Source organism: Salinicola sp., from assembly GCF_982684285.1.
The window spans coordinates 1-12,262 of record NZ_CEXLVS010000001.1 but is presented as its reverse complement, the minus strand read 5'-3'; the positions used below and the strand labels follow the sequence as shown (position 1 = coordinate 12,262).

General features: G+C 61.1%; 12 protein-coding genes and 1 tRNA gene. 5 read left to right on the top strand and 8 right to left on the bottom strand.

The genetic code is table 11. The features are described 5' to 3' along the window. Positions 1 to 6: 6 nt before the first annotated feature. Positions 7 to 2,055 carry a DNA helicase Rep gene (gene rep, locus AC3AYF_RS00065; RefSeq protein ID WP_487779258.1) on the top strand — a complete coding sequence of 683 codons (2,049 nt, stop codon included), beginning with the start codon at positions 7 to 9 and terminating at the stop codon, positions 2,053 to 2,055. Between the two features lie 56 nt (positions 2,056 to 2,111). Continuing rightward, a complete protein-coding gene (gene cysE, locus AC3AYF_RS00060; protein ID WP_295035441.1) occupies positions 2,112 to 2,954 on the top strand; it encodes a serine O-acetyltransferase in 843 nt (280 codons plus the stop codon). A gap of 7 nt (positions 2,955 to 2,961) precedes the next feature. Here cysE and thiM read toward each other — a convergent pair whose 3' ends face one another. Further along, entirely contained in the window at positions 2,962 to 3,798 is an 837-nt protein-coding gene (gene thiM / locus AC3AYF_RS00055; protein ID WP_295035439.1) for a hydroxyethylthiazole kinase, read from the bottom strand. Between the two features lie 292 nt (positions 3,799 to 4,090). Between thiM and AC3AYF_RS00050 the strand changes: the two genes are divergently transcribed. Next, positions 4,091 to 4,167 (top strand) — tRNA-Arg (locus tag AC3AYF_RS00050). 966 nt (positions 4,168 to 5,133) lie between these two features. Here AC3AYF_RS00050 and AC3AYF_RS00045 read toward each other — a convergent pair. The 4 genes from AC3AYF_RS00045 to AC3AYF_RS00030 all read right to left on the bottom strand — a co-directional run bounded on the left by AC3AYF_RS00045 (position 5,134) and on the right by AC3AYF_RS00030 (position 8,937). Next, the gene (locus tag AC3AYF_RS00045; protein ID WP_295035437.1) at positions 5,134 to 5,733 is read right to left on the bottom strand and encodes a YajG family lipoprotein; all 600 of its coding nucleotides are present in this window, start codon (positions 5,731 to 5,733) and stop codon (positions 5,134 to 5,136) included. Between the two features lie 1,161 nt (positions 5,734 to 6,894). Further along, complete coding sequence (locus AC3AYF_RS00040) at positions 6,895 to 7,641, bottom strand: hypothetical protein (RefSeq protein WP_295035435.1); 747 nt, start codon at positions 7,639 to 7,641, stop codon at positions 6,895 to 6,897. Next, positions 7,638 to 8,153, bottom strand: coding sequence for a hypothetical protein (locus AC3AYF_RS00035; protein ID WP_487779257.1), 516 nt, complete (start codon positions 8,151 to 8,153; stop codon positions 7,638 to 7,640). The genes AC3AYF_RS00040 and AC3AYF_RS00035 overlap by 4 nt, the downstream gene beginning before the upstream one ends. Before the next feature lie 184 nt (positions 8,154 to 8,337). Further along, complete coding sequence (locus AC3AYF_RS00030) at positions 8,338 to 8,937, bottom strand: LysR substrate-binding domain-containing protein (protein WP_295035431.1); 600 nt, start codon at positions 8,935 to 8,937, stop codon at positions 8,338 to 8,340. Here AC3AYF_RS00030 and AC3AYF_RS00025 point away from each other — a divergent pair. Next, entirely contained in the window at positions 8,839 to 9,462 is a 624-nt protein-coding gene (locus AC3AYF_RS00025) for a LysE family translocator (RefSeq protein ID WP_295035429.1), read from the top strand. The two genes, AC3AYF_RS00030 and AC3AYF_RS00025, sit on opposite strands and share 99 nt — an antisense overlap. 100 nt (positions 9,463 to 9,562) lie before the next feature. Here AC3AYF_RS00025 and AC3AYF_RS00020 read toward each other — a convergent pair whose 3' ends face one another. After that, positions 9,563 to 9,940: a hypothetical protein gene (locus AC3AYF_RS00020; RefSeq protein ID WP_295035427.1), complete on the bottom strand. Its 378-nt coding sequence runs from the start codon at positions 9,938 to 9,940 to the stop codon at positions 9,563 to 9,565. A gap of 120 nt (positions 9,941 to 10,060) precedes the next feature. Beyond that, positions 10,061 to 10,579 carry a hypothetical protein gene (locus AC3AYF_RS00015; protein WP_295035425.1) on the bottom strand — a complete coding sequence of 173 codons (519 nt, stop codon included), beginning with the start codon at positions 10,577 to 10,579 and terminating at the stop codon, positions 10,061 to 10,063. 80 nt (positions 10,580 to 10,659) lie between these two features. Here AC3AYF_RS00015 and AC3AYF_RS00010 point away from each other — a divergent pair, with 80 nt between their 5' ends. Continuing rightward, the gene (locus AC3AYF_RS00010) at positions 10,660 to 10,992 is read left to right on the top strand and encodes a helix-turn-helix domain-containing protein (RefSeq protein ID WP_295035423.1); all 333 of its coding nucleotides are present in this window, start codon (positions 10,660 to 10,662) and stop codon (positions 10,990 to 10,992) included. 266 nt (positions 10,993 to 11,258) lie between these two features. Here AC3AYF_RS00010 and AC3AYF_RS00005 read toward each other — a convergent pair. After that, positions 11,259 to 12,262 (bottom strand): GGDEF domain-containing protein (locus AC3AYF_RS00005; RefSeq protein ID WP_487779256.1); only part of this gene is annotated, 1,004 nt, incomplete at its 5' end.

Below are 12,262 nucleotides of genomic sequence, written 5' to 3'. Positions count from 1 at the left end.
GCCTCCATGTCCGATATTCGCCAACGCCTCGCCAAGCTCAACCCGCGTCAGCAGGAAGCCGTTCGCTTTATCGATGGCCCGTGTCTGGTGCTGGCGGGCGCCGGTTCCGGCAAGACCAGCGTGATCACCACCAAGATCGCCTATCTGGTTCAGGAGTGCGGCATGAGCGCGCGCAAGATCGCCGCGGTCACCTTCACCAACAAGGCGGCCCGCGAGATGAAGGAGCGCGTCGGGCAGATGCTCAAGGGGCGTGAGGGTCACGGGCTCACCGTCTCGACCTTCCACAACCTGGGGCTCAACATCATCCGCCGCGAGCTCAAGGCGCTGGGCTTCCGCCCCGGCTTCTCGCTGTTCGATCCGGAAGACGCCAAGGCGCTGCTGCGGGATCTGATGCAGAAGGAAGCCGACACCGACGCCGAACAGATCAACGGCGTGCAGAACCAGATATCCCAGTGGAAGAACGACCTGGTGCTGCCCGGGCCGGCGATTTCCCATGCCGAAGACGAAGACCAGCAGTATGCCGCGCGGATCTACGAGGCCTACAACCGTCATCTCAAGGCCTACAATGCGGTCGACTTCGACGACCTGATCATGCTGCCGGTGGTGCTGCTCAAGACCGATCCCGAGGCGCTGGCGCGCTGGCGCAAGCGCATCCACTACATGCTGGTGGACGAGTACCAGGACACCAACGTCAGCCAGTACCAACTGGTCAAGATGCTGATGGACGAGCGCGCGACGTTCACCGTGGTGGGGGACGACGACCAGTCGATCTACGCCTGGCGTGGCGCCCGGCCGGAGAACCTGGTGACGCTGGGCGAGGATTTTCCGCGCCTCAACGTGATCAAGCTGGAGCAGAACTACCGCTCCACCGCCACCATCCTGCGCGCCGCCAACACCCTGATCGCCAACAACCCCCACGTCTACGAGAAGACGCTGTGGTCCGACATGGGCCAGGGCGATCCGATCCGGGTGGTGGTCAACCGCCACGAGGAAGCCGAGGCCGAGCGGGTGGCCGGCGAGATCCTCACCCGCCGGATCAAGGAGCGTGCCGAATGGCGCGACTTCGCCGTGCTCTACCGCGGCAACTTCCAGGCGCGGCTGCTGGAGCTCAAGCTGCAGCATCACCAGATCCCCTACAAGCTCTCCGGCGGCACCTCATTCTTCTCGCGCAACGAGATCAAGGATGCGATGGCCTACCTGCGGCTGTTGATCAACCCTGACGACGACAACGCCTTCCTGCGCATCGTCAACGTGCCGCGCCGGGAGATCGGCCCCGGCACGCTGGAAAAGCTCGCCAACTACGCCAGCGAGCGTGGTGGCTCGATGTTCTCCGCCTGCCATGAGATGGGGCTGGAGCAGGTGCTGCCGACCCGTGCCGTCGAGCGTCTCGGCCGCTTCGCTCACTTCATTGATGGCGTGCGCAAGCGCATGGACCAGGGGGACGCCATCGCCGCGATCCGCGAGATGATCCGCGACATGGACTACGAAGCCTGGCTCTACCAGAACGCCAGCGCGCCGACCATCGCCGAGCGCCGCATGGCCAACGTCTGGACGCTGATCGCCCAGCTCGAGAAATCGATGCATCGCGACGACGAGGATGGCGAGGCCAGCGAGGAGACCGACGACGTGCAGTCGGCGATCTCGCGGCTGGTGCTGCGCGACATCCTCGAGCAGCAGGCCGAGGAGGATGACTCCGACCGGGTCCAACTGCTCACCATGCACGCCTCCAAGGGGCTCGAGTTTCTCCATGTCTACCTGATGGGGCTCGAGGAAGAGCTGCTGCCGCACCGCAATGCCATCGAGTCCGGCACCATCGAGGAGGAGCGCCGCCTGGCCTATGTCGGCATCACCCGCGCCCGGCGCACGCTGACGCTGACCCTCGCGCGCCAGCGCAAGGCCTACGGTGAGCTGCTCGACTGCACCCCGAGCCGCTTCCTCGACGAACTGCCGGCGGACGATCTGGAGTGGGAAGGCCGCGCCGACAAGGAAAACCCCGAGAAGAAGCAGGAGCGCGGCCAGAGCGCCATCGCCGGGTTGCGTTCGCTGCTAGGCTAGAGATTCCACTTGGCGCCGGTGGCGACAGTCGCGGGTAGGCACTTCGAGGAGAGACGATGAACACGATCGAGCTATGGCAACAGGCCCGCGACGAGGCGATGACGATCTCGCGGCAGGAGCCGCTGTTGACCCCCTTGATGCTGGGCGCGGTGCTCAATCGCTCGTCACTGGGCGCGGGGTTGGCCTATCGCCTGGGCCAACGCCTGGCGCATCCCGATCTGGCGGCCAATCAGTTGATCAAGCTGTTCGACGAGCTGCTGGCCGGCGACCCCTCGGTCGGCGAAGGCATCGGCCAGGATCTGACCGCAGTGATCGAACGCGATCCGGCGATTCGCCAGGTCACCGAAGTGCTGCTCTATCTCAAGGGGTTCCACGCCTTGACCGTGCATCGCTTCGCCCACGTGCTGTGGCAGAGCGGCCGCCGGCAGATGGCGCGCTATCTGCAGAGTCGCAGCTCGGAAGTGTTCCAGACCGATATCCACCCCGCGGCACGGGTCGGCAACGGTGTGTTCATCGACCACGCCACCGGCGTGGTGATCGGCGAGACCACGGTCATCGAGGACGACGTCTCGCTGCTGCAGGGCGTGACCCTGGGCGGCACCGGCAAGGAAGCGGGGGATCGCCACCCCAAGGTGCGCCGTGGCGTGCTGATCGGTGCCGGCGCCAAGGTGCTCGGCAATATCGAGATCGGCGAAGGGGCCCGTATCGGCGCCGGATCGGTGGTGCTGAAGACGGTGCCGCCTCACACCACGGCGGTTGGCGTCCCGGCGCGTATCGTCGGCGATGCCGGCTGCGCGGCACCTTCACGGGAAATGCAGCATTGTCTCGACAAGCCAGTGGAGCCGGAAATCCCGGCACGGACCGCGCCCGCCAACGGCAAGCTCTGCTGCGGGCGCTAGGACGATCTCAATCCAGCGTCAGGCGATCCGCGAGAAAATCGGTCAGGTCGACGCTATCCAGTGCATCCAGCCAGGTTACCGCGAAGCTGCCGGGGCCACGTGCCGCCCGTTCGGCTCTTTCGGCCGCGGCGGCGGCGTGTGCATGGGCACAGATCATCGCATCCAGCGGCGTGTCGGCGACGGCGAGATAGGCGGCGATCAGCGCCCCCAGCGCGCAGCCGGTTCCGGTCACCCGGGGTTGCCAGGCGCTTCCGCCATGGACACCCAGTGTCACGGTATCGGCCGTGGCGACTGAACGGCCCAGCAGGCGATCGGTCCGGCCCGAGATCGCCACGCCGTCGGCCTGCGCCAGTAGCTGACGGGCGGCCACCAGCGCATCCTCCGAGTCGTGCTGGGTGTCGACGCCGCGCCCGCGGGTGCCGTTCTCCGCCAGGGCCATGATCTCCGACGCGTTGCCGCGAATCACCGCCGGCCGATGGGCCATCAGGGTCAGACTCAGCTCTCGCCGCAATGGCAGCGCCGCCGCGCCGACGGGGTCGAGCACCCAGGGCGTCCCCGACCGGCTGGCGGATTGGCTGGCCCGTTGCATTGCGGCCACGCTATCGGCACTAGGGGTACCCAGATTGATCAGCAAGGCATCCGCAGCCGCTGCCAGGTCTTCGACTTCATCGGGATGATCGGTCATCGCCGGAGACGCCCCGGCGGCCAGGAGCACATTGGCGACGAAATTGACGGTGACTTGGTTGGTCAGGCAGTGCACCAGCGGCGCACGCTGGCGCAGGCGGCCGTGTGTCGCCAGCAGGCGGCTCTGCCATTCGGTCGTGTGAAGCGGCGTTTCGGTCATGTCGTCATCGGTTTTTTTCGGCTATCCGGTCGACGAGCGCCAACCAGGTCGTCAAACACCGGGCCGGCAGACGCGCCGGAGTCGCCAAGGAGAGTATCGAGCGCGTGTCACTCTCATCACCGGTCGTTGATCGGCGATGCGTCCGTTTCAGTATAATCACGACTCGGCATCGCGAAAGCCGTCGCGACGCCGCGCCGTGGCTGGACAGCCAATGGCCGAGCGGGTAGGATGGCCGCGCTGTTGGCGGGCCACTCGGCTATCCACGCCATTCGGCACGACGTCACGTCATTGCGCGCCCATAGCTCAGCTGGATAGAGTACTGCCCTCCGAAGGCAGGGGTCGCAGGTTCGAATCCTGCTGGGCGCGCCATTTAAAATTAGTCACTTACAGATATTCGTCGATACTCTCTCCAGACTGATTCTCGCGCCTGTAACCACTCTGGTAATCACACCGCGCAATTCCAAAGCTATTTTGGCCCGGTTTCGGCCGTGCTTGGCTGCCCGATGTTTTGGCGCACAGATTCCCTTATCAGATACCGCTCAAGACTGCCGAGCCGGTCACGGTTTTCAGCATTAACCATGAAGCCGGAATCATGGCCTTTTGGTGGATACCAGAGTGGATACCTTCGCTGATCGGACGATCCGCCAGCACTGCTCGATGCAATCCTCGTTGCAACGATGCTCGATGCTACGGAAATAGCATCGCCGGGCTGACGGCTAGGCCCGACTTCACGCAGTGCTTCACGCACGGATCTCACGCACTGCGCGCGCGTAACGATGTCAGAAAAATCTTCGTAGCCAGTCCAAGCCCGGGCCTGACGCCAATCGCGTTTGAAGCGCGGAATTAATGCTGGTGGCCAGGTGCGTTTTCAAAGCACAGATGGATACCACGAAACTTTCGTCGTTCGACTGACGGCATTTCAAATGTAGGCAGTGATAAAGACGACCAGCCGGGTTCTAGGCCGGTTGCTCCATTTCAAATGGCGAAACCGATGCGAAGATCGTCGCATCGCCGACCGGCTCAGCTTTGAGCCCAGCGAGCGATGTGCAGATTTGCATCTCGAGAGTATCTCGCCGATCAGCAGGGGTGTGCGACCGTCTCGTAAAACCTGTCTCCGAGACAGAATATTCCGGTTCGGAACCGGTAAAAGATGGGGATTCCCACCTTTTGCTGGCGGACCGGCCATCGGTGAAGCTCCGCCAGCACCGATCAGGCACTTTTAGCGGAGCTCTCTATTTATCGACGGAACACTCAGTAACCATGCGGCCTAGAGGTGTTCCGTCGGGGTGGGGAGTGACGGAACAGGACGGAACAGATGGCAGTGCCTTGACCTGATCAGTCGCCTCCACATCCAAGCCTGACTATATCGCTATCAATGCTTCCTGGTTCACCAGGGAATACCACACCGTTTCCCGGTAGGTACATGAACGGTTTTGCCCCGGTATACCCACCGAAGCTGTTTTTGGCGTTAACCATCCCACAGATTGACCACTTGGAGTGGTCGCTTTTCAGGCGGCTACCGTACAGCTCCTCGAATCGGGCAGATTCGGGATCTTTCAGGCGCTGGGAGACTGCAGTCTTGGCTTCGGATTCTTGTGTTGCGGTGAGCTCGAATTGCTCACGCAAGCTCGCGGGCTGCTGGGCAGTGGGCGATGAGTAGTATTTCTGAGCCACACGAAGACAAAGATCTCGTGGAGCGAACGTTACTCCGTTCATGGTCTGCATGGCATCAGCCGCGTATTGCTCAATGCACTGGTCTGCAGTCATCGGTGTGAGCCCGTTTTTCCGGATGTTGGCTATCGCCATGTCCACGCCGGCATTCATTCCTGCTTCTAGTTCCGCTTCGGAAGGCGCGGTGCTTTGAGTTTGGGGAGATGTGCTGCAGCCAGCCAAGAGCGCTGCTACGACTGTTAATACTAAAGCTTGCTTGTTCATTTCTTGGTGTCTCTATTCTGAATGGCCTTATTGAGACGGCTCCGAATTCTATGCGCTCTCGGACTTGCAGAGAGATTTATCGATGGAAGGCCTGTGGCGCTGGAACAAGCCATGAAGTCTTCCTCCATCGCTATCCATCTCTCGCAGATTGCTACTTCTCCAGAGTAGTCCTTGGCTTTTTTGCAAAGGATCGCTACTCGCTCAAAGTAGAAGGGTGCGGGGGCGATTTTGCGCCCTTGCTGCGCCCAGTAAACGTTCTCCTCGGACTGGCAACATTTGAGCATCATGTCGAGATCATGCTTGTGGATCTCGGCTAGGTGGTAATTGGAGACTCCATCGACCTCTGGATTAAGGCCCTGAGCACGCCGGATCTCTTCAAATGTGACTCGGTACCCGTCATTCGGCGTTGACTGTTGATCCTTAGATTCAGGCTTGGGGGCGCGGCGAAACAGTCTTCGAAGCATTTTCCCTCTCAAGTCTAAAATGCCACTCTCTGGCGGCTGGAACTTGAGCGTAACGCAACGTTACCGGTGAGAGTAGCTGTGCCATGGGCGCAGATGCCCAGGCTGGCGGAATTCGTACCTTTGGCTCGTACCGGGTGCGTACCAATCGTGCGCACCGGAGTGCACACCAAGCCTGCGGACCAAAGTGCGAACCGGCGCTGAAGTTGGTCGAGAGGTGGAAACCTGCCTGGAAACCAGCGGATGGAAACCGCTAGCAAGGGCGGTGGCCGCTCGACTAGCGTCTATCCCTGGCGCTGCATCGCCTCATGCATCCGATCGCGCTTCCAGGTCTCTAGATACGACTGTAGGTAGCCAGTCTTGCTCCTACTGAATCGCGCGGGAGGGGCGATCATTCCGTCCTTGGCATACATCCGCCAGAGCGTCGTCCGGCTGATGCCCAGATACTCGGCTGACTCTCCAAGATTCAGTACTGGGTCGAAACCCTCAGACTTCATAGTTGCCTCCACATTGTTGGCCAAGCGGCCACCGTATCAGTGATACGGCACGGCATGACGGCAAGACCGCAACTGTCCGTGCGCGCGTACTGGCCCGAAAATCATCACTTCTCTCACGCGCGTCAATGCGTCGGGAATTCATCAAGGCGTGCGCAAAATAAAAAACCCGCCGGATGGCGGGTCTTTGGAAATGAGGCTCTGCTCTAGGCCGTTAGGGCCTCGAGAGAATCCTCGTCTCGGTAGACAATCACGCTCGCCTGCTCGACCAGGGCCGACTTGGCCTGATCGATCGTCTCCTGAGGTCCGCCTTCAATGATGACGAAAAGCGAGGAATCGGGAGAGAGCCGCGACACGTCAACCAAGGCACCGAGCGCCTGGGTGACCGAGCTCCACCGCAGGCTTTGGGTGCTTCCGGATACCGTTTGAATCAGCCGTTGCTCGGGGGTTCCGGCATCCAGGGCAAAGGGAAACTGATATTGATGCCCGCTGGCGCCGACCACGCTGAAGGCTCGCTTCACCCGCTTCGGAAAGCGGCGTTTCAGCGCCTCGCCCAAGCGCTCGTCGAAGGTGGAAGGGGGCGCCGGGTAGGCGCTCTGCAGTTCGTGCCCCACGCCCAGACATCCCTCGAAGAAATCGGCAAGTCGTGTGCGAACCGAGGTAGCTTTGCAGCTGGTGTGGAAGTCGCCCGCTTGGCCGAGCTCAATACCCATGGGGCGCACACGCTCGGAGAGCCGCGCCAGTAGGCTGTTGCGAATCTTGATGCCATGGGTGTGAGCGGTGAACAGGATCTGGCCATCGTCGGTAATCAGCGCGTTGCCGTCAGGCATGGTTTGCACGAAGGCGCCAAGATGCTCACCGTCGAAGCCCAGCGAATAGGGCGACTCGATGAAGAAGACATCCCCGCGCAGAGCGCGGCATGCATATTCAGGCAGTAGTTCGACACAGTTCATAGCAGTTCACCTTGCTCCCCTGGAGGCATCTGGAAGTCGGGAGCTCCTTCAATATTGGCACGCTCGAGGAACAGCCGCCACAGCTCTGCGCGGGTCAACGAAGGGTCGAGTGGTTCGACATAGCCTTCGCTGGCATCGGGCACTGGCCGGTGCCAGTGGGGATGATCAACACGCTTCTGGTAGTAGGGTTCGCCAACGCCGACCTTGTTGCGGTGGCCGCTTGGCTTGCCGGAATCAAAGGCGAGCACCCGGGCATTATCTATCAGCAGGCGGGCGCCGAAGTTGTCTGGGTGAAAGCCCCTGGGAGAACGTTGATAGCTGACTCGCACGCGCCATCCCTTTCGGGCCACGCCGTTCGTCTCAAGTGCCACGTTGATCTCGAACAGGGAGGGTACTCTGCCGCCGGCTACCGGTTTCCACAGGCCTCCCATGGGCGTGTGGCTGGCCCACTGTTTGAGCTCAGCAATCGCGCGCATGGCATAGGCATATTCCAGTAATGGCTTTTCGGCCATCAATCCTCCCCGCTGAGCCCAGCCCCGCCACACGATTAGCTTGTGATCATCTTGACGTCGATCGTGAGGCAGCGACCTTAATGAGTCTGAAGTCGATCCTTATCCTAGCGACCGCTTGAGATCGCCTTATCGTCGGCCAGTGCTTTAGATAACTTTGATGACTGCCGTGTATCGATGGTCGAGGTTAGCATTCCTTGCCGTTCCATGGGGTTTGCATGTTTACTTTTATCAGCCTCTCATGGGGTTTAGCGCCTATTGATGCCCGCGCGCCGTAGTTGAGCCTCAAACATGGCCATGAATTCGGGGTCTTGCTCGCCCTACGGTAATCGAACGTTCTGGCGTCACTGGTGGACGTCTCGCTGGCGGCGTAGCCGACCAGACGATGGGCCTGCGTCAGGAGCTGATCGAGTGTCTGGGGCACGCCATGGCGGGCGAGATATTCGCGGCTGGCACAGTTGACGACGTTCACCTGTCCAAGCCGCTGGACCACCAGTGCGCTGTCTTGCAGAGGGCCGAAGCGGACGGCGCAATCGATGCCTTCGGCGATCAGATCCACTGGGCGGTCGGTCGCTCGCCACTCCAACTGGAGGTTGGCATTCTGTGCCAACCAGCCGGGGAGGGCCGGCGTCAGCAGGAGACGACGGTACCGCCCAGGCCTCGAAAGTCCGTCAACAAGGAGGGCAACATGAATTGGGATTTCCTGCCGGTGTTCTTGCCGGCCTGTTTTGCCTTGAACATGGTCTTCGGGCCGAACAACCTGCTGGCGACGACCAACGCCGCCCACGTGGGGCCGCTCAAGGCGGTCATCGCGTCGCTTGGGCGAATCGTCGCCTTCATTCCCATGATCGCGATCGCCGGTATCGGGCTCGGCACGCTGTTGACGACCTCGATGTGGTTCTTCGTCGTGGTCAAATGGGTGGGGGCGGCCTACCTGGCGTGGCTGGGGCTGAAACTGCTGTTCGGCAAGCCACGAGCCGTGGCATTCGAGGATGCCGCGCCCCGTTCCATCTGGCATCTGGTGAGGCAGGAGTTCCTGGTCGCCGCCGGCAATCCCAAGGCGATCCTGATTTTCACGGCCTTTCTTCCGCAGTTCGTCGCACCCGATCACTATGCCCTGAGCTTCACGATCCTGGGGGCGCTGTTTCTGGCAATGGAAGTGTTGGCGATCGCGATCTATGCCGTCCTGGGCAGCAGGATCGGCAAGTACTTGCGCAGCGGAACTGCCATGCAGTGGTTCAACCGTGCCAGTGGCAGCCTGATGCTGGTCTTCAGCCTGGGGCTGCTGGCGATGAAGCGACCGGGTGGTTGAAGGCTGAACGACGGTCGCGTTCAGCGTCGATCCTCCCGCTCCCTACGAGGGGCGTGGCCGTGAAGGTCCGAGCGACGCTCGTGGATTTTTCAGAGAGTGCCTAGCACCGTCGACGGTATCTGGCCGGCGGCAGGCGCTGGCAGCGCCGGCTGAGGATGAGCTGGCGTATGCGGTCGGCCATCCAGGCCTTGGCGAGGTTCTCCTCGCCGAACCGGCAATCGGTGATGACCACGGTGTGGTTCTTGCCAGGCACATGGAACGAGGGGTGATAGGCCGCCAATCGCTCGCCCTCGTGGCGGGGGCAGGCGCCGTAGCTGGTTTCCACGTCGGGCACGCCCGCTTCGCAGATGTGGACATCGTAGGCGATGGCGATCTGATGACTGGCGTAGTAGAACCGCTGCAGGGCCGTGGTGTGGCGACGCAGGGTGCTATCACCGTTTTCCGGTAGAGGCGGGCCATCGGGACTGGAGCGACGCATTTCATCCTCGATACGTGAACGCTGCAGATAACTTGTGTACCAAATGTACATAAAAGGTGCCTCGAGTACAAACTTCGTACCGGATGCGAAACCTGATGAGGGGCACCGCTATCTGCGGGTTCAATTCTCGCTGCCGGATGGGGGTGTGGCGTCCGGCGTCGTACGGTAGTCCGCCCTGGCGTCCTCGCTGCGATGTCGCTGGTGCTCGCCGCGACTGGAGAGGCGTCTGGCGATCTGCTCGAGCAGCAGCAGATCCGCTTCATCCATGTCGCCGGACAGTACGGCCTGCTCGATCTGGCGCAGCGCCTCGGCGGACCTTTCGGAAGGCTGCTGCGAGCGGATGGGGGAGGGTTCGCCGATATGCCGGGCGTCGTCGGCGGGCGTCGGAGCATCGTCTCTCAGCATCTCCCCCCGGCCGTAGTCCAGCCACTCTTCGCGGATACCGAGCCAGCGGGCCAGCGCCACTTTCCTGTCGTGGCCCGGGCGCGCTTCGCCGTTGAGCCACTTGCTGGCGGCCTTGGGCGTGACACGCATGGCCCGGGCCAGGCGCGCGCCCATCCCATAGCCGTCCTTGCCCGCGCGACGGAGCGCCTTGTGAAGTCGGGAGCTGAACTCATCCCGGTTACCGGTGTGAACCATGGGTTCAATGTTCCCACCGGTTGAATGTACTTTCAGTACCTGATAATCATGTACTCGAAGTACAGGTACAAGGGGGTGTCATGAGCGCGATCCGTCTTGCGGTGGAGCAACTCGGTGGCGTATCACGCTGTGCCCGGGTCTGCGGGGTCTCGCCGTCGGCTGTCTGCAAGTGGCTGCGCCGGGAGCGGCTACCCCGCACGGAGTACACCGGTGAAACCTGCCATGCATTGAGAATGGCCGCGGCAAGCGAGGGTGCCTTCACTGCCGCCTGGTTGCTGGCGAATGCCGGTCCCGCCACGCCCCTGGCGGCCGACGGCGGCACGTCATCCGTCGGAGACCCGCCTGGCGCGGAAGATCCCGTCGAACAGACCGATGCTCGTCAGGCAAGGCCCGGCACATCAATGACACCATAACGCAACATATTCATTGATTTAATGGATGCTTCGAGAAAGACAATAGCGAGGGAAATGAGGCATGAAAAAAGCCCAGCCGAAGCTGGGCAAAAATCAGACCATGAGGGTGAAGAATAACAAGAAGCGTTCTGGGTAAGCGATTGTAATTTACCGATCGCAAACAAGTAATCAAAAGATTTTGGCTATTATTGCTGGCCGAAATCGTCTCGATTTTACTCCATCTCTTTGGGTTCCGCTTATATAGTATTAACCTGATTAGAGACCGATTAATTATTGTTCTCTTCTCTAGAAGGTTTGAGAACGACGCGGTTTCGGCCACCATTTTTCGCCTCGTAGAGCGCATCGTCGGCTCTTTTCAGCCATCGCTTGACGTCGTCCGAAGGGTGCAGCCCGGTGACACCCAGAGACGTGGTGATCGGACAGGAAGAATCGCCAAGCTGGCTGGCGATAATCCCTCGTAGATCCTCCGCCACGTCGGCGGCATCGATCTCTTCGACATCCGCCAGCAGCAGCACGAATTCCTCACCGCCGAAACGGAACAGGCAGTCGTCGAACCTCACGCTCCGGCGGATGAGATTGGCGCATTTCGCCAGCACCTCATCGCCATGGGTGTGTCCGAACCGGTCGTTTATGCCTTTGAAATTGTCCAGGTCCAGGACTATGAGAGAGCTGGGGCGACCCTCGTTCAGCAGCCGGTCCCGGGTGAGTGCCAGCGAGTCCTCGAGCGACCGGCGGTTGCGGGCTCCGGTCAGGGCGTCATGGGTGGCGAGTCGCTCCAGGGATTTTTGCTGCAAGTCGCTTCTTCTGGCGTAGAGATAGGCACAGCTATTTGCCGTGATGCTGGAAGCGATAAAGGAGAAGAGGCTTTCGGGCGGCGAAAACTGCATCAGTATCGGAATCATCACGAGGCACATGACGATATTGATCATGAGGGCGCGCTTGGCATCCGTCAGAAAGAAATTCGTCAGCATCATGGGGAAAAACCAGAATACACCCACGATACCGAGCACATTGGTGGTGATGCTGGCGAAAACGGTGCTGGTCACTGCCAGGATGAGACCGCTTCGCCGGCTGTCATCGGCCCACCAGGAGTAGCCGACGATACAGAGGATCAGGAGGAGGGTGACGCCATCGAAAAGCGCCTTGTCGAAGCTGCCTTGAACGAATCGATAAAGGCTGAACGGTAGCAGGGGCAGTGTCTCGCAGGCGCCCAGAAGTAGGATTACCCGAAGGACGAAGTCCTGTCTTAAACGATGACTGATGGACCTTG